This window comes from Sulfitobacter sp. M368 (assembly GCF_025141875.1).
Lineage (GTDB): Bacteria > Pseudomonadota > Alphaproteobacteria > Rhodobacterales > Rhodobacteraceae > Sulfitobacter > Sulfitobacter mediterraneus_A.
Genome location: NZ_CP081113.1, coordinates 1287121 through 1304138 on the forward strand (window position 1 = coordinate 1287121; position 17018 = coordinate 1304138).

The window sequence follows — 17018 nt, forward strand, 5'->3', positions numbered from 1 at the left end:
TCCGCTCAGGCGGCTCTATCGGGCAAAAGCGGGAGAGAACCATGCGCAGTGCATTTGACGACGAATTGGAAACCCGGCTGGTCCGCTATGCGGCGATTGACAGCCAGAGCGATGCCACATCGCCGACGTCCCCCAGCACCGAGATCCAGTTGCAGATGTCGCAATTGCTGGTGGAAGAATTGCTGGAGATGGGCGCAGAAGATGTTGTGCTGACGGATTACGGTGTGGTTCTGGCGAGCATTCCGGCAACTGTAGAGGACGCGCCGGTGATGGGGTGGCTGGCCCATGTGGACACCGCGCCGCAGTTCAATGCCACAGGTGTGAAACCTGTGGTGCATCGCGGTTACAACGGCGGCGATATCACCTTTGCCGATGCGCCGGAGTTGAAGCTGTCGCCAGAAAATTCGCCCTATTTGGGTGAAAAGATGGGCGAAGATATCATCACGGCCAGCGGCACAACCTTGTTGGGCGGCGATGACAAGGCCGGGGTTGCGATTGCGATGACGGCGGCGCGGCATTTGTTGAACAACCGGCAAATTCCGCATGGCAAGATCCGGCTGGCCTTTACGCCGGACGAAGAGATCGGACGTGGGGTGGATGCGAGGCTGCCTGCCGATCTGGCAGTGGATTTTGCCTATACCTTCGATGGTGGCAAGCCCGGCGAGGTGGAGTTCGAGACGTTTTCAGCCGATGGGGCGGTGATCAAGGTCAGGGGCGTGTCGGCCCATCCGGGATTTGCTAAGGACAAGATGGTCAATGCGCTGCATCTGGTTGCGAAGATCATCATGACCTTGCCGCAGGTCACGATGACGCCGGACACAACCGAAGGCACAGAAGGGTTTATCCATGTCTCCGAAGTGAATGGCGGCTCGACCGAGGCGGAAATCGTTCTGATCCTGCGCGATTTTGAGCGGGATGGCTTGGCTGCGAAGGGTGATCTGCTGCGCCAGATTTGCCAGACCGTCGCCGCGACGGAGCCGCGTGCCGAGATCACCTGCGAAATCCGCCCGCAATACCGCAACATGCGCTATTGGCTGGAGGAGGATATGACGCCTGTGCATCTGGCCCATGCAGCGGTGCGCAAGGCCGGGCTTGAGCCGGTGTCGGTGCCGATCCGGGGCGGTACGGATGGATCGCGCCTGACCGAGATGGGGGTGCCATGCCCGAATATTTTCACCGGTATGCAGGAGATCCACGGGCCGCTGGAATGGATATCGGTGCAGGATATGGCACAGGCCACGCAGGTGGCGCTGGAGCTTGCGCAATTGGCCGCTGGATCAGAATGAGCGGCTGCGCCGCATTTGAATTTTGAGATGAATGGGGGCGCTGCCCCCAAACCCCCGGAGTATTTGAAGCCAAAAAGGCGTAGGGCCCGGGATGGTGATTGTGCCTGCGCGGGGTTTGAATTAGGCAAGGCAAGGAATTTGACTTTGCCGAGGAGCGCGTGATGCGTCTGAGCCGCTATTTTTTGCCTGTGCTGAAAGAGAACCCTTCTGAGGCGCAGATTGTGAGCCACCGTTTGATGTTGCGGGCGGGGATGATCAAGCAGGCGAGTGCCGGAATTTATTCCTGGTTGCCGCTTGGTTTCAAGGTGCTGCGCAAGATCGAGAATATCGTGCATGAAGAGCAACAGCGGGCGGGGCATATTCCGATGCTGATGCCGACGTTGCAATCGGCGGATCTGTGGCGCGAAAGCGGCCGCTATGACGACTATGGCGAAGAAATGCTGCGCATCAAGGACCGGCATGGGCGTGATATGCTGTATGGCCCCACCAATGAGGAACTGATCACCGACATTTTCCGCAGCCATGTCGGGTCTTACAAAGACCTGCCTTTGACGCTTTACCACATTCAGTGGAAATTCCGTGACGAGATCCGCCCGCGTTTTGGTGTGATGCGGGGCCGAGAGTTTTTCATGAAGGACGGCTATAACTTTGACCTGACCAAGGAGGACGCGCTGCATGCTTACAACCGTCATCTGGTAAGCTATCTGCGGACCTATGAGCGGATGGGCCTGCAGGCGATCCCGATGCGGGCAGATGGGGGGCCGATTGGCGGTGATTACACCCATGAGTTCCTTGTGCTGGCCGAAACCGGCGAGTCCGAAGTGTTTTATGACAGCGCGGTGACCGATCTGACCTTTGGTGATCGCGAGATCGATTATGACAGTGTCGATCAGTGTGCCGCTGTGTTGGAGGAGTTTACCTCCAAGTATGCCCGCACGGATGAGACCCATGATGAGGTGCTCTTTGCCGAGGTGCCAAAGGACCGCCAACGCACAGCGCGGGGCATTGAGGTTGGGCAGATCTTCTATTTCGGGACCAAGTATTCCGAGGCCATGGGCGCCAAGGTGCAGGGGCCGGATGGCAAGACCGTGCCGGTGCATATGGGCAGCCACGGGATAGGTGTGAGCCGCCTTTTGGGCGCGATCATTGAGGCCAGCCATGATGACAGGGGGATCATCTGGCCTGAAGGCGTGACGCCCTTCCATGCGGGGATTGTAAACCTCAAGCAGGGCGACGAAGAGGCGGATGCTGCCTGTGATGCGCTTTATGCGTCTCTCAAGGCGTTGGGGCTTGAGCCGCTTTATGATGATCGCAATGAGCGGGCAGGGGGCAAGTTTGCCACGATGGACCTGCTTGGCCTGCCATGGCGGATCACGGTTGGGCCGCGCGGGCTGAAAAACGGGGTGGTCGAATTGACCTCGCGCCGCACAGGCGAGAGCGAAGAGATGCCGCCAGAGGCTGCGGTCCAGAAGATTGCGCAGATCTACGCTGGCATCGCCTGATCCTTGATCGCAGGCTGACGTATGTTAGCCTGCGGTTCAAACGGGAGGCAGAGCATGGCGCCCATTGTGGAGCAAGAACGATGATCCTGCGGGCCTTGACCCTTGCGGGTGGGTTGGCCGGGGCCACGGCGACCTCGCAATTCCCTGAGTTCTCCCAGCAATATATCCAAAGACTGGGCGGTGCGGTTGATGCACTGTCGGATGTGGTGGCGGATTTTGATGCCTCCGCAGCGGCTGTGGGGCTGAGCCGCGCTGATGCACTGGCGCAGATGCAGGGCACGGATTTTCTGGAGCGGCGGCGCAGAGACATGACCGCAACCTTTGACCGCTACGCACGGTTGCGGTCCGATTTGGAGCAATTGAAGAACGAGGGTCCGTTCATGCGGGCCTATCATATGCCAAGCCTGACGGACCCCGAGATCGCGCGCGCCGCCTGGTCGGAGTATCAACCTGCCCTGCCGCTGAATTTTGCCGGAGCGGTTTTTGCGGCTGTTGGCTTTGTGCTGGGCTTGGCGGTGCTTGCGGTTATTTTGCGCATCCTGTCCTGGCCGTTTCGACGCAGGCCCGCCGATCCCGCGATGGGCGCTTGACCCTGTGAGGGCAAAGCCTCAGGTTGCGGCCAAAATGCCAGAAGCCTCCTTAGGATGGACAAAAAGATGAGCACTGCGCCCTTTGCGCCTTTTGAATGGATGATCGCCTGGCGCTATTTGCGGGCGCGACGGGCCGAGGGCGGCGTTTCGGTGATGACCTGGATCAGCTTGATCGGCATCACACTGGCGGTTTTTGCTTTGATTGCAACGCTTTCGGTGCGCTCAGGATTTCGGGCGGAGTTTGTGGATACGATCCTTGGCGCAAATGCGCATGTGACGGTCTACCAGTTGGGCGAGGTGAACGCGGCCGGGCGGATTGACCGGAGCATTGCCGACTACGAGGCCTTGGCCCAGTCTGTCGCTTCAGTGCCGGGGGTGACGCGGGTTGCGCCGCTGATCCGGCAGCAGGTCATGGCAAATCATCGCCAGTCCAATGCAGGTGTCGAAGTGTTTGGTATTGCGCCGAAGGATTTGAAGACAATCCCGCGGATCGCCGACCAGACCCGCGCGCAGGGCGATTTGGACCGGTTTGAAGAGGGCATTGCACTGGGCATCGGGGTGGCCAACACCCTGGGCGTCGCGGTTGGGGACAGGGTCAAGCTGATCTCGCCTAACGGGGTCAAGACCGCCTTTGGGACCAGCCCGCGGGTGAACGCCTATGAGGTTGTGTATATCTTTTCGGCGGGACGTTATGACATTGACCGCACCCGTGCCTATCTGCCGATTTCAGATGCGCAAATCTTCTTTAACCGTGAAGGGGTGGCGGACGAACTTGAAGTGATGGTCGAAGATCCCGAAGCTGTGGATAACTACGCTTTGCCGATCCTGACCGCGACCGGCCCGCGGGCGCAGGTCTGGACATGGCGTGATGCGTCGGGGTCGTTCCTCAATGCGCTGGATATCGAGGATCGGGTGATGTTTGTGATCCTGTCTGTACTGGTTCTCATCGCCGCGATGAACATCGTTTCGGGGCTGATCATGTTGGTCAAAAATAAGGGGCGCGATATTGGCATCCTGCGTACCATGGGGCTGACCGAAGGATCGGTGCTGCGGGTATTCTTTATTTGCGGCGCGTTTACCGGGATCATAGGCACGGCGCTGGGCGTCATTCTGGGCTGTCTTTTTGCGCTATATGTCGATCAGATCTTTGGCTTCGTGAATTATCTGTCTGGCGGCACGGCGTGGGATGCATCGATCAGGGGGATCTACTTCCTGCCGGCCAAGTTGCAATTGGCTGATGTGCTGTCTGCGGTGGCTTTGTCGCTGGGGCTGTCGTTTATCGTGACGATTTTTCCGGCGCGGCGGGCGGCGCGGATGAATCCGGTGGAGGCGCTGCGCTATGAGTGAGTTTGTGCTGCGGCTCTCAGGGATCACCAAAGCCTATAACCACGGGTTGCCCAATGAAGTGAACGTGTTGCGCGGCATTGATCTGGATGTGCGCAAGGGCGAGGTTGTGGCCCTTGTGGCACCTTCTGGGGCGGGCAAATCGACCCTGTTGCATATTGCCGGGCTGCTGGACACGCCGGACGCGGGCAAGGTCGAGATCACCGGGCAGGACATGACCGGGCGCGGCGATCGGCAACGCACAAAGGTGCGTCGCAGTGAGGTGGGTTTCATCTATCAGTTTCATCACCTGTTGCCGGAGTTTTCGGCGCAGGAGAATATCGTGTTGCCACAACTGGCCAATGGTGTGGCAAAAGCGGCGGCTGAGACGCATGCGCGGAATTTGTTGGAGCGAGTGGGGATTGCAGAGCGTGCAGACCATCGCCCCGCGGCCCTGTCGGGCGGCGAACAGCAGCGCGTTGCGTTTTGCCGGGCCCTGGCCAATGCGCCAAAGGTTTTGCTTGCAGATGAGCCGACAGGAAACCTTGATCCGGGGACATCGGATCAGGTGTTTGGGGCGTTGATGGATCTGGTGCGCGGCACCGGTCTTGCGGCGGTGATCGCGACCCATAACCTTGATCTGGCGGCAAGGATGGATCGGCAGATCCGGCTGGATGCGGGGCAATTGGTGACCGTTTAGGCGCTGAAAACCTTCGCCGTTCTCGGCCTGCGTGTGTCGGTGTGGCGATTTCTCGTAAAATGTGTTGCCTGTGCAAAATATTGCCTTCTGGTCGGTTTCAAACGCTTGACGTGAGAATTGACCTAAGGTCAGACTGATCTTCGCCCCCAAGGGGAGGGGCCAAGAAGGAAGACGCATGGCGCATATTTCGCTCAAAACCATCGAGGAAACCACGCAGGCGGCTTTGATCGCCCATGGGGCTGACGCATTTCCCGCCGCCGAGGTTGCGCGGGCCGTGGCCAAGGCCGAAGCGGTCGGCAACAAGATCTGTGGTTTGTACTATGTGGAAAGCTATTGCCAGCAGCTTGCCTCTGGCCGGGTCAAGGGAAAGGTGGTGCCAGTTGTAAATGCGCGGCGCAGTGCGGCCATCCATGTGGATGCCGGATTTGGCTTTGCCCAACCCGCCTTTGCCTATGGTTTGCCTGTGGCGCTGGATGCGGCGCGGGAGGCCGGGGTGGCCACGATGGCGGTTGGCCATGCGCACACCTGCACGTCGCTGGGGTATTTTACGGAACAGATTGCCCACGCCGGTTTGATCGGCATCGGGTTTACCAATGCATCGCCTATCGTGGCCGCGCCGGGCGGAAAAACCCGTGTGATTGGCACCAATCCGATTGCTTTTTCCGTGCCGGATGGCGCGGGCGGCATTGCCATGCAGTTCGATCAATCCACCACAACCGTGGCTTTGGGCAAAATCACCATGGCCAAGGCCGCCGGACGGCAGATCCCCGAAGGCTGGGCCGTGGACGCGGATGGCAATCCCACCACAGATCCGGAGGCGGCGCTGGGGGGATCGCTGGTGTCGATGGGCGGCTACAAAGGCTGGGGCTTTGGCCTGATGGCGGAAATTCTGGCAGCCGGCATGACGGGGGGCATTCTGTCCAAGGATGTCAAACCCCTCAAAGCGCCTGAAGGTGCGCCGCATGATCTGGGCCAATATTACATCATCATCGACCCGTCCTCATCGCCGGAATTCGGCGCACGGCTTGAGGCATTGGCCGCCGCTGCCGCCACCGACGAAGGGGCGCGGATGCCCGGCCAGAACAAACAGCAAAGTGATCCGGTCGAAGTGGATGATGCGGTTTGGGCGATGATCGAAGGGTTCGCGAAGGCCTAGTCTAGACCTGCTGGGTCAGCCAGACACCGGCCGCCATCAGCGCGATCCCGCCTGTGCGGGCCAGACCCAGCGAGGACACCTGCGCCCCGAAGAGGCCAAAATGATCAATCGCTGCGGCTGATATCAATTGCCCCAATAGCACAAAGAAAACGGCATTTCCGACCCCGAAATGCGGGGCGATAAAGGTGATGGTCAAGACATAGAAGGCGACCAGAACACCGCCCAAAAACAAATGTCTGGGTGCGGTTATGAACCTGTCCAGCGCATGCGGGCCAGTGACCAGAACCACCACCAGACAGCTGAAAAAGGCCACTACAAACAGCACCATTGCAGCGGCGGCAGGTGATCCGACCCAACTGCCCAAGGCGGCGTTCAGGGCGGCCAGAACCGGAATGCCGATCCCGGCGACGAGCATGATCAGGGCGTAATGTGCCATTGGTAAATCTGCCTTCCTGTGGTGACTTGATCTGGATCATGGCCAGCTGTAGGCAAAGACACAAGGATAGATGGCAGGCCATCAGATCAGGAGAATTTCATGCGGTCATATTTGACGACTCTCGCCCTTGCCGGGGCAGGTGCTCTTGTGTTGGCCTGTGCGCCGAACACCATGCCCGAGGCTGGTGACGGCGCGGCGTTTTTTGCAGAAAACTGCGTGTCCTGCCATGGGCCTTCCGGGCGGGGTGACGGGCCTCTGGCGTCGGGGCTTGATCGCAAGCCAACCGATCTGACGCTTCTTGCCCACGCAAACGGTGGCACATTTCCAACCGCCCGCGCCCTCAGCTATATCTATGGCGATCCTGAGCAGGGGCATTTGGCCCGTGTAATGCCACAGTTTGGCGGCGTCATGGCGGATGATCTGGTGCCGGTTGATGTGGACGGGGTCATGACACCCACACCACGCGTTCTGGCGGGTTTGCTGGCCTATCTCGAAGCGATCCAGCGCTAACCGCAGATCCCGTCGATCTTGACACCCTTCCATGGCAGGCTGACGTCATATTGGCGGCGTTGCGGAAGCGGGGCCACCGGCATGACCTGACCGATCAGCGTATGCAATCGTTTGGTGCGCGGGGCTTGCGGGGCAAGGGCGCGGCAGCAGACAAATTCCTCGACGATCGAACCTTGCTGTTCATATCCGAAGTCTCCGAACTTGGGATTGGCTTTGATATCAAACAGATATGGGTCGGCCTTGTTGCCATGTTCTGACGCGGCCCGCAGCGGGGAATAGCCTGTCGTGGCGCGGTTTTGCCATTGCCAGATATGGGTGATCTCATGGGCCAGCAACATCGCTGCGATCAGATTGATCCGGTCCGGGTAGTCGGGCAGGTAATCATCGATGTACCAATCCTTGTCGAACAGCACGGTGTTATACAGCGCCACAGCCGCCGGTTTAGAGGTTACGATGGCTTCTGTTGCGGGGGGCAGGATCAGTTCTCTGCAGGTCGTGCGTGGGCGCGGTTTGCGGCGGAAGGTGACAGCGCGGGTGGGCGCGCCATCATGCAGGCGCACCTTGTCCATATTCAGCGAGGTACCATGGATCGTGGCCAGATAGGCGCGTTCATTGTCGGTCAGGGGGCGGCCACATCCGGCCAGCAGCACCAGAACAAGCAGGATACGGATCATCGTGCGAAAGTTGCCGTGGCGGTGGCAACGGCCTTGCCCGAGGGTTCGGCGTAAAGTGTACAACGGGCAAAGATCATGCTTTTTCCAGCGCGGGTGATCTCGGCCTCGGCGCGGATGCTGTCGCCACTGGCGGGGCGCATGAATTGCGTGTCCAAAGTGACGGTGCCGACAGGGATCATCTGACCCTCATGGGCACCGCAGGCCAAGACCATTGCGGTGTCTGCCAATGCGGACAGTGCCTGTCCACAAACAATGCCACCTGTACGGTTCAAGGCATCGGTGACCGGGATTTCCAGAACGGTCTTTTGCGTATCGGCTTGTGCCACTTTTGGCTTGAGCGCCAGCACCCATGGGGCGAAGTGATCATAAAGAAACGTTTCGACAATGTCCGGGGTCATAACGGCCTCGCTGGTGCAATGGCAGCAGCCTAGCGGGGCAATTCACAGGCGCAAGTTGCAAAATTTGATCCAGCGCAGGGCGGGGCGGTGGAGGGCTGCGATATGATGGGGCAGATAACGATGGAGGATCGAATGCAAAGACTTGTGATCGCGGCGGTGGCCTTTGGCATGATGCAGGGGGCGGCGCAGGCCCAGGATGTAGGGGCAGGTGCGGCGCTATATGATGCGCATTGCGCAACCTGTCATGGGCTGGAGGGGCGCGGCAATGGCCCGATGGCTCCGGCCTTGATGCTGCAACCGCCGCCGCTGAACGATCTGACAGCGCGGCACGGGCAGTTCCCGGTCACACGGGTGGTGACTCGGATTGACGGGCGTGATCCCTTGGTCAGCCACGGATCACCGATGCCGGTTTATGGGCCATTCTTTGAGGGGGATGACACGCCGCTTAAGGCGGAAACCGGTCAGCCGATTATGACCAGCCGCGCGATTGTCGATTTGGTGGCCTATCTGGGGGTCATTCAGGAGCAGCCGTAAACCGTAGCCTTGTGAAGGAGCGATGAAGCCCTTTCCCCAATGGGGGAGGGGAAGGGACTCTTAGGTTTTTGTGACAACTTCTCTTTCGGAGGTTTTCAGTCTGCGCTCTTTTTCGGTTCAGATTTTGTCGGGATTACTGCCCTCAAATCAGCTACGTCACCTTTCAAGATGAAGTGATCTCGTATCAAAGCTTGCAAAATCTCGAGCATTGTCACCAGTTGACGCGAGTTTGGACGCCAACCTCGATGGGCGGCGGCACTTCCTGCGTTAACAAGAACTTCCAAAATACCCTTTTGGGTTCCACTAATGTAACCATCCTTTCGGAGGCTTTCTAACTTCTCTGCAAAAGGTTCATCAACATTAACTCCGAGAATTTCTGAAATTCTATCAAATGCGGTCCTCATTCCGATGGCAGCCAGAACTGGTAAGTCAGAATTGATGGCTTGGTACACGCTAGATAGCAGGTGATGCAATTGTTCATCCTGCAGAGCTAGTTTCAATCCAGCCCAGCTTGGAATTGGTAACGATGGGACCGAAGGGCAATACACATAGATATTGTTGTAATATGGGAAATTTTCGCCGGTGTATGGATTGGTTCGTTCCACATAATCTTCCGAGTTCGAAGTAACTCTGGCAAAGAAAACCACCTCGCAGCCATTACATTGAAAAACGTAACTTTCAATCAGGCCCTCAATGTTGTTTTGAGCGTCCTGCCAGCGATCTATTCTCTCAAAAAGTGTAGATACTCGTGTAGGTTTTCTACAATCTGGACAATTGGCTCGTCTTGTCGCTGATGGGCCGAAAGCACCAAGGTAATTGTCACTCAAACGTCCAATTCCTCCACAAACCGTGCGTTTTCCTGAATGTACTGGAACCGCAGCTCTGGCTTTTTGCCCATCAAACGTTCCACCAGATCGCCGGTTTCGCCCGGTTCATCCTCGTCCACCGTCACCCGGATCAGCTTGCGGGTTCCGGGGTCCATTGTGGTTTCCTTAAGGTCTTTGGCATCCATTTCCCCCAGACCTTTGAACCGCTGCACGTCGATCTTGCCTTTGCCGCCCAGACCCTTTTCCATCCAGTAATTCTTTTCCGCATCGTCAGCGACATAGATGCGTTTGGCCCCCTGGGTCAGCCGGTAGAGCGGCGGGCAGGCCAGATACAGATGCCCGTCGTCAATCAGGGGCCGCATCTGGGTAAAGAAAAAGGTCATCAAAAGCGCCGCGATATGGGCGCCATCGACATCCGCATCGGTCATGATGATGATCTTGTCATAGCGCAGATCATCAAGGTTGAACTTAGTGCCCATGCCCACCCCCAAAGCCTCGCATAGATCGCTGATTTCGGCATTGGTGGTCAGTTTGTTTGACGCCGCGCCCAGAACGTTGAGGATCTTACCCTTGAGCGGCAAAAGCGCCTGATTGTTGCGGTTGCGTGCCCCCTTGCCAGAGCCGCCGGCGCTGTCGCCCTCGACAATGAACAATTCGGTGCCTTCACGGGTCTTGCTGGTGCAATCGGTCAGCTTGCCAGGCAGGCGCAGCTTTTTGGTGGCGGTCTTGCGTGCGGTTTCCTTTTCCTGACGGCGGCGCAGGCGCTCTTCGGCCCGCAGCACCAGAAAATCGAGAATCGCGCCCGCAGATTTGGTGTCAGCGGCCAGCCAGTTGTCAAAGTGGTCGCGCACGGCGTTTTCGACCATCCGCTGCGCTTCGGTGGTGGCAAGGCGGTCCTTGGTCTGGCCGACAAATTCAGGCTCGCGGATAAAGCAGGAGACAAGCGCACAGCCGCCGGTGATCAGATCCTCGCGGGTGATCGTGCTGGCCTTGCGGTTGCCGGCCAATTCGCCGTAAGCCTTGATCCCCTTGAGGATCGCCGCCCAGAAACCGGCCTCATGGGTGCCGCCTTCGGGGGTGGGGATGGTGTTACAGTAAGACTGGATGAATCCGTCGCGGGACGGGGTCCAGTTGATGGCCCATTCGACCTTGCCGGGAGTGTTGAATTTCTCCTTGAAATCCACCATGCCGCCAAAAGGCGCATCGGCATAAGTGGTTGATCCACCTAAGGTTTCGTTCAGGTAATCCGACAGGCCGCCGGGGAAGTGAAAGCTGGCCTCTTGCGGTGTGGTGCCGTCATCCTGCCCGCATTTCCAGCGAATCTCGACGCCCGAAAACAGATAGGCCTTGGATCGCGCCATAGCAAAAAGCCGGGCAGGCTTTAGCTTCAGCGAACCAAAGATTTCCGGATCGGGGTGGAACGTCACCGCTGTGCCGCGCCGGTTGGGGGCGGCGCCAACCTTCTCCAGTTTGCTTTGGGGAATGCCGCGCGAGAATTCCATCGCGAAAAGCTCGCGATTGCGGGCCACTTCCACGCGCAGATGGTCCGACAGGGCGTTCACGACCGACGAGCCAACGCCGTGCAAGCCGCCCGATGTTTCATAACTGTCACCGGAAAACTTGCCGCCTGCGTTCAACGTGCAGAAAATGATCTCAAGCGCCGATTTGCTGGGGTCTTTGGGGTGCGGATCGGTGGGAATGCCGCGGCCATTGTCGCGCACCGTGACATGGCCGTTTTCATGCAATTCCAGCTCGATCCAGGTGGCATGGCCCGCGACGGCCTCATCCATGGAGTTATCGACAATCTCGGCCACCATGTGGTGCAAGGCGCGATCATCCTTGCCGCCAATGTACATGCCGGGGCGCAGGCGCACATGTTCCATATCCTCCAGCACCTGGATAGAGGAGGCATCGTATTCTTTGCTGGGCTGTGTTCCGGTGAGAAGATCGGACATGAGGCTGCTCTTTCTTATATGTGCCGGCCATTTTGACAGGCTGCGCGGCTTCCGGCAATGCGTTTGCGCGGTTAATCCACAGCCTTCTTGCGCAGCCATGCGGCCAGATCGTCCTCATCCAGCCGCCGCTGCGCCACATTGCGGATCAGATCACTCGCTTCGATGGTATCGTGGGCCAATTGCACGCCGTTGAGATCCAAACAGACATCCATTGTCTGATGAGCGGTTCGCTTGTTGGCGTCGTTAAATGCATGGCCGGTCGCGATCGCGACACAATAGGCTGCAGCCAGATCAAAAACGTCGTTGATCAAGCCGTAGACCAGACGATTGTCGACGCCCGCCAGTGCGCCGCCGATGGATTTGTCTCCAGCCATGCCTTGCAACTCGCCGGGGTTGAGAACCGCATCGTGAATGGCAACCACCAGATCCGCATCGATAAGGACAAAACTCATTTGTCTTTGAGGTAATCGAGGACAGGCTGGTTGACGCTTTTCCTACGGGCAATACTCTGCATCACTTCATCAAGCGTGGCGTAGCGTGGCTCTTCCTGCAAGGTCGCCTCTGCGGGCACAAAATAGCCCACGCATTTGGAGTTCTTCATGATCGCCACAGGTTTACCGCCCGAGCGTTCCAGCACTTTGTGCGGCTCGCGCATTTCGGTCATCGTGGCAATGTGGTTGGTCAGGATGCGGGTCATGATGTGCTCCAAAATATATATCTAGATATACATTATTGTGTTGTTTTTGCAAGGGGTCTTGCGGTGATCCATCCATGGACGCAGTGTGTGGAAAAACCATAAAGGAGGCACCAATGCCTTGGATCAAGACCATTCCCTTTGACGCGGCAACCGGCAAGCTCAAGCAGCTTTATCAACGGGTTACGGGGCCGAACAACAATGTCGACAACATCATGATGATGCATTCGCTGCGTCCTCACACGATGGAGGGGCATATGGCGATTTACAAATATGTGCTGCATCACAAGGACAACGAGATCCCCAAATGGTTCTTGGAGGTGCTGGGCGTTTGGGTGTCATCTCTCAATGATTGCAGCTATTGTGTAGAGCATCATTTTGCCGGAATGAAACGTCTGTTGCGTGATGATGCGCGGGCGGATGCGATCCGCGGGGCGATCACGGCGCGTGATGTGGCGGCGGCACCGCTGGATGATGCGCAAAGAGCGGCTATGGTCTATGCGCAAAAGCTGACGCAAGCAGCAGGGCAAATGGTACAGGCCGATGTGCAGGCGCTGCGCGATGCGGGTTGGGACGACGGTGAAATTCTGGAGATCAATCAGGTCAGCGCTTATTTCTCCTATGCGAACCGCACGGTTCTCGGGCTTGGGTGTTCCACGGATGGTGACATCATCGGCCTCAGCCCCGGCAATTCGGACGACCCGGACGATTGGGGCCACAAATAGGGATCAGTCCAGCCAACTCAAAATTGCCTGCGCCACTTCATCGGGTTTCTGGTGGTGCAGCCAATGATCCGCCCCTGCAATCTCTACCCTTGTCAGATCGGGGGCAAATTCCTCGAGCCCTTCGGTGGCGGCGGGCAAGAGCGCGGTATCATCGCTGCCCCAGATCAACAGATGCGGGCAGCGCACCTGTAGGCGGGCTGGATCAAACGCGGGCAAATCCGGGAGCGATTGGCCCGTTAGGGGGACTTGCAGGGGCGATGCGCGATACCAATTGACCATGCCGCGCAGCCTGCCGGGGCGTGACCATTCCGCCAGATAGGTCTCAAGGGTCGCCCCCGTAAGCCAAGACATATCCATTTTTGCAGAGAACAGCGCCCGTAACTTGGCGAAATTGTCGGCGGCAAGGTGATCTTCGGACCCGTCCTTGCGCAGGTAGTGGATGTATTGCGATGCTTCGGTCTGCGGCCCGCCAGCGGCCATGGCCCGTTGAAACGGGGCCGGATGCACACCGTTCATGATGATCAGCTTTTGCACCAATTCAGGCCGGAACATTGCAATGCCATAAGCCACCGCTGCACCCCAGTCATGGCCAAGAACGATCAGGGGATCATCCCCGATCAGGGCCGCCATATCTTTGACCAGTTCCGAGGTGGTATAGGCAGAGACATCCGCAGGGGCCCAGCTTTGCCCATATCCGCGTTGATCGGGTGCGATGATGTGAAAGCGATGTGAAAGGCGCTCTGCCAGATCGGACCATGAACCGCCGTATTCAGGAAAGCCGTGCAGCATCAACATTTTGGGCAGGGATTCATCCCCCCAGTGCCGGACAAAAAAGGATTGGCCGTTCAATGTTGTTGTTTCGGTGCGCATGGTCCTGTCCCCTTTTGGATGGTCTGCCGCTCGGGGCAGGGCAACTGTGGCGCGGGCGGATTGCAGGTGCAAGCCTGTCACATCCAATGGCGCAATTCGTCCTTGAGATAATCGAAAACAAAACGGATTCGGGCGATGCGCGATTGATCTTCGTGCAGGACCAGCCACGCGGGCATCTCATAGGTCCAGTTCGGCAAGACACGCCTGAGCCCAAGGCGGGTCGCCAGCTTGACCTGGCAGAACCCCACGCCCAAACCGGATTGGATATGCGCGATCTGCGACAGGGGATCATCGCAGCGCAAGATGATGTGATCGGGCAGGGGCACGCCGGCGCTTTGGATGGCAGGCAGAATGATGCCTTCGCGGTCATCTGCAATGAAGGGGGCATTGTGCAGGCTGTCCATCCTGTCCGGCAGATCAAGATCGGGATGGGCAAAGAGACCTACCTCGACCGCGCCCAAGGGCGCCGCGATCAGGGATTGCTGTTTGGGCGGGGTAAACCTCAAGGCGATGTCGGCGGCGCGGCGCGTCAGATCTTCGGCGTGATCGGTGGCGGCCAGTTCGAAGCGCAGGCCGGGCGCGTCTTTGGCAAGCCGAGCCAGCAGGGGCGGCAAAACATGGGCCGCTGCAACTCGGCTGGAGGTAATGCGCACAACACCCGACAGCGCGTCCTTTTGCGCCGAGGCCGCCCGGTGCATGGCCGCTGCCTCTTCCAGCACGGCGCGGGCCAGTGGCAAAAGTGTCTCGGCCATGGAGGTCGGGGTCAGGCCGTTGGCGGCACGGGTGAACAACTGGGTGTTCAACTCTTGTTCCAGCGCTTCGATGTGGCGGCGCACGGTGGGCTGCGCCAGTCGCAAATTGCGGGCGGCCGCACTGAGGCTGCCGGTTGTCATAACCGCGTGAAAGGCCGGGATGTGGTCAAGGGACGGGAAAATTGTACTCATCAAAATATGATAGCTGGGTAAACGCATTTGAACAATTTCTTTCAGGCGTAATCACAGGGATGATCCTTGCGAAGCCGAAAAAGGAGAATGAAATGACTGAGGCAAAAATGATCAAAAAGGCCGGACGCAGCTGGTATATGCCAGCGATCCTGCGCAGCGAAGGCGCGGCCGTAGCGGTGCTTTGTACGCTGAGCTACCGCTACATGGAAGGCGGTTGGTGGCTGTATTTTATGGCTTTTCTGCTGCCGGATCTGTTCATGTTGGGGTATCTGGCCAGCAACCGGATTGGCGCTTTGTGCTATAACATCGGCCATAGTTATCTGACACCGCTGGCGCTGGCGGCTACGGGGGGATGGATGGGGTCATCCCTCGCCTTGGAACTGGCGTTGATCTGGGGCGCCCATATCGGGTTCGACCGGGCCATTGGGTATGGACTTAAGTACAATGGTCACTTCAAAGACACGCATTTGGGCCGTGTATAACCGCCTCTTCACCTTTGAAAAATTCGCGCCTAATTCTGGGCCATGACACAACCTATGACATATGGCGGCCATGTCCGCGCGATTCTTACTTTGGGTCTGCCGTTGATCGGTGGGCATCTGGGGCAAATTGCCATTGGCGTGACCGATACGGTCATGCTTGGCTGGTTCTCGGTCGAGGCTTTGGCCGCTGTGACGTTGGGCAGCACGTTCTTTTTTGTGTTGTTCATCTTCGGCTCGGGCTTCGCCTGGGCGGTGATGCCGCTTGTGGCCTCCTTTGCGGCTGAAAAGGACGAGGTGGGCATTCGCCGCGCCACGCGCATGGGGATCTGGCTTTCGTTGATCTTTGCAATGATTGCGATGCCCATTCTGGTCTGGGCGGAGCCGGTTTTGCGGCTGCTGGGGCAGGGCGATGATCTGGCCTTTGTAGCGGGGCAATACCTCAAGGTCGCGGGCTGGGGGATCATCCCGGCACTGTTCGTGATGGTGCTGAAGTCCTATCTGGCGGCGTTGGAGCGGACACAGGTGGTTTTCTGGATCACGATCGTAGCGGCGATCTTCAACGCGATTGCGAATTACGCGCTGATCTTTGGCAACTGGGGCGCGCCCGAGCTGGGCGTTGTGGGGGCGGCGATTGCATCGCTTTCCACGCAGGTCGTCTCGTTGATCGGTATTCTCATCTATATTCTTGTGGTGGTGCCGCAGCACCAGTTGTTCGTGCGCCTGTGGCGGCTGGATCCGTCGATGTTTGCGCGGGTGTTCAAACTGGGCCTGCCCATTGGCCTGACAGCGCTCAGCGAAGTTGGCCTGTTTGCCGCTTCGGCGATGATGATGGGTTGGTTGGGGACAATTCCACTGGCCGCGCATGGCATCGCGGTGCAGCTCGCTTCGATCACCTTCATGGTGCATCTGGGCCTCAGCAACGTGGCAACAATCCGCGCGGGCAACGCCTACGGGCGGCGAGATGTCGATCATATGGGGCGCGGTGCCAAGATTGTTCTGGCCATGTCTGTTGGATTTGCGGTGCTGACCATCATCGGCTTTGTCGGCTGGCCAGAGCCGCTGATCTCGGCGTTCATGCAAAAGGGCGAACCGGCGCGGGTTGAGATACTGGCCGTGGGCGTGGGCCTTTTGGCAATGGCGGCGCTGTTCCAGCTGGTCGACGGGGCACAGGCAGTGGCGCTTGGCCTTTTGCGCGGGGTGCAGGACACAAGCGTGCCGATGTGGATGGCCGCGTTCAGCTATTGGGTCGTGGGCATTCCGGCGTCCTACCTGCTGGGCTTCACCTTCGGATTTGAAGGGATCGGTGTCTGGGCCGGTCTGGTCCTTGGTTTGGGTGTTGCAGCGATCTTGCTGAACCTGCGGTTCTGGCGGGTGACGATCAAACAGGTCGGGCAGCCCGTTGCAACCTGATA

Annotated in this window: 20 protein-coding genes; 11 read left to right on the forward strand and 9 right to left on the reverse strand. The window is 58.4% G+C overall.

Features of this window, described 5'->3' with window-relative positions; translation table 11 throughout:
• Positions 1 to 41: 41 nt before the first annotated feature.
• The 6 genes from pepT to K3754_RS06505 all read left to right on the forward strand — a co-directional run bounded on the left by pepT (position 42) and on the right by K3754_RS06505 (position 6557).
• Positions 42 to 1286, forward strand: a complete 1245-nt coding sequence (pepT, locus tag K3754_RS06480; protein WP_203211800.1) for a peptidase T — start codon at positions 42 to 44, stop codon at positions 1284 to 1286.
• 161 nt (positions 1287 to 1447) lie between these two features.
• The gene (proS, locus tag K3754_RS06485; RefSeq protein WP_259942116.1) at positions 1448 to 2788 is read left to right on the forward strand and encodes a proline--tRNA ligase; all 1341 of its coding nucleotides are present in this window, start codon (positions 1448 to 1450) and stop codon (positions 2786 to 2788) included.
• 80 nt (positions 2789 to 2868) lie between these two features.
• Complete coding sequence (locus K3754_RS06490; protein WP_259942119.1) at positions 2869 to 3378, forward strand: DUF2937 family protein; 510 nt, start codon at positions 2869 to 2871, stop codon at positions 3376 to 3378.
• Positions 3379 to 3477: 99 nt separating this feature from the next.
• Positions 3478 to 4725 (forward strand): lipoprotein-releasing ABC transporter permease subunit, encoded by a 1248-nt coding sequence (locus K3754_RS06495; RefSeq protein ID WP_409202380.1) that lies wholly within the window; start codon positions 3478 to 3480, stop codon positions 4723 to 4725.
• Positions 4718 to 5401: an ABC transporter ATP-binding protein gene (locus tag K3754_RS06500; protein WP_259942124.1), complete on the forward strand. Its 684-nt coding sequence runs from the start codon at positions 4718 to 4720 to the stop codon at positions 5399 to 5401. The genes K3754_RS06495 and K3754_RS06500 overlap by 8 nt, the downstream gene beginning before the upstream one ends.
• Before the next feature lie 175 nt (positions 5402 to 5576).
• The gene (locus tag K3754_RS06505) at positions 5577 to 6557 is read left to right on the forward strand and encodes an Ldh family oxidoreductase (RefSeq protein ID WP_259942126.1); all 981 of its coding nucleotides are present in this window, start codon (positions 5577 to 5579) and stop codon (positions 6555 to 6557) included.
• 1 nt (position 6558) lies between these two features.
• Here the strand turns inward: K3754_RS06505 and K3754_RS06510 are convergent, their stop codons facing one another.
• Positions 6559 to 6993: a DMT family transporter gene (locus K3754_RS06510; protein ID WP_259942129.1), complete on the reverse strand. Its 435-nt coding sequence runs from the start codon at positions 6991 to 6993 to the stop codon at positions 6559 to 6561.
• A gap of 99 nt (positions 6994 to 7092) precedes the next feature.
• Here K3754_RS06510 and K3754_RS06515 point away from each other — a divergent pair, with 99 nt between their 5' ends.
• A complete protein-coding gene (locus K3754_RS06515) occupies positions 7093 to 7503 on the forward strand; it encodes a cytochrome c (RefSeq protein WP_311201470.1) in 411 nt (136 codons plus the stop codon).
• On the opposite strand, the gene K3754_RS06520 is transcribed toward K3754_RS06515, so the two are convergent.
• Both K3754_RS06520 and K3754_RS06525 read right to left on the reverse strand, forming a co-directional pair.
• Positions 7500 to 8177, reverse strand: a complete 678-nt coding sequence (locus K3754_RS06520) for a hypothetical protein (protein WP_259942131.1) — start codon at positions 8175 to 8177, stop codon at positions 7500 to 7502. The genes K3754_RS06515 and K3754_RS06520 overlap by 4 nt on opposite strands.
• Complete coding sequence (locus K3754_RS06525; RefSeq protein ID WP_203211793.1) at positions 8174 to 8575, reverse strand: PaaI family thioesterase; 402 nt, start codon at positions 8573 to 8575, stop codon at positions 8174 to 8176. The genes K3754_RS06520 and K3754_RS06525 overlap by 4 nt, the downstream gene beginning before the upstream one ends.
• Positions 8576 to 8707: 132 nt before the next feature.
• Here K3754_RS06525 and K3754_RS06530 point away from each other — a divergent pair, with 132 nt between their 5' ends.
• The gene (locus tag K3754_RS06530) at positions 8708 to 9109 is read left to right on the forward strand and encodes a cytochrome c (protein ID WP_203211792.1); all 402 of its coding nucleotides are present in this window, start codon (positions 8708 to 8710) and stop codon (positions 9107 to 9109) included.
• Positions 9110 to 9204: 95 nt separating this feature from the next.
• Here K3754_RS06530 and K3754_RS06535 read toward each other — a convergent pair whose 3' ends face one another.
• From K3754_RS06535 to K3754_RS06550, 4 genes are all read right to left on the reverse strand, one after another.
• A complete protein-coding gene (locus K3754_RS06535) occupies positions 9205 to 9936 on the reverse strand; it encodes a DUF4145 domain-containing protein (protein ID WP_259942135.1) in 732 nt (243 codons plus the stop codon).
• Positions 9933 to 11891 (reverse strand): DNA topoisomerase IV subunit B, encoded by a 1959-nt coding sequence (parE, locus tag K3754_RS06540; protein ID WP_203211791.1) that lies wholly within the window; start codon positions 11889 to 11891, stop codon positions 9933 to 9935. The genes K3754_RS06535 and parE overlap by 4 nt, the downstream gene beginning before the upstream one ends.
• 71 nt (positions 11892 to 11962) lie before the next feature.
• On the reverse strand, positions 11963 to 12343 hold the full coding sequence (locus K3754_RS06545; RefSeq protein WP_259942138.1) for a type II toxin-antitoxin system death-on-curing family toxin: 381 nt from the start codon (positions 12341 to 12343) through the stop codon (positions 11963 to 11965).
• A complete protein-coding gene (locus K3754_RS06550) occupies positions 12340 to 12588 on the reverse strand; it encodes a hypothetical protein (protein ID WP_025047699.1) in 249 nt (82 codons plus the stop codon). The genes K3754_RS06545 and K3754_RS06550 overlap by 4 nt, the downstream gene beginning before the upstream one ends.
• Positions 12589 to 12701: 113 nt before the next feature.
• Here K3754_RS06550 and K3754_RS06555 point away from each other — a divergent pair, with 113 nt between their 5' ends.
• On the forward strand, positions 12702 to 13310 hold the full coding sequence (locus tag K3754_RS06555; RefSeq protein ID WP_259942142.1) for a carboxymuconolactone decarboxylase family protein: 609 nt from the start codon (positions 12702 to 12704) through the stop codon (positions 13308 to 13310).
• Positions 13311 to 13313: 3 nt separating this feature from the next.
• Here K3754_RS06555 and K3754_RS06560 read toward each other — a convergent pair whose 3' ends face one another.
• Complete coding sequence (locus K3754_RS06560; RefSeq protein ID WP_259942144.1) at positions 13314 to 14180, reverse strand: alpha/beta fold hydrolase; 867 nt, start codon at positions 14178 to 14180, stop codon at positions 13314 to 13316.
• Positions 14181 to 14257: 77 nt separating this feature from the next.
• The gene (locus K3754_RS06565) at positions 14258 to 15124 is read right to left on the reverse strand and encodes a LysR family transcriptional regulator (RefSeq protein WP_259942146.1); all 867 of its coding nucleotides are present in this window, start codon (positions 15122 to 15124) and stop codon (positions 14258 to 14260) included.
• A gap of 92 nt (positions 15125 to 15216) precedes the next feature.
• Here K3754_RS06565 and K3754_RS06570 point away from each other — a divergent pair, with 92 nt between their 5' ends.
• Together K3754_RS06570 and K3754_RS06575 are read left to right on the forward strand one after the other, a co-directional pair.
• Positions 15217 to 15606, forward strand: a complete 390-nt coding sequence (locus K3754_RS06570) for a DUF4260 domain-containing protein (RefSeq protein WP_259942147.1) — start codon at positions 15217 to 15219, stop codon at positions 15604 to 15606.
• Positions 15607 to 15648: 42 nt separating this feature from the next.
• A complete protein-coding gene (locus K3754_RS06575; protein ID WP_259942149.1) occupies positions 15649 to 17016 on the forward strand; it encodes an MATE family efflux transporter in 1368 nt (455 codons plus the stop codon).
• Positions 17017 to 17018 lie beyond the last annotated feature (2 nt).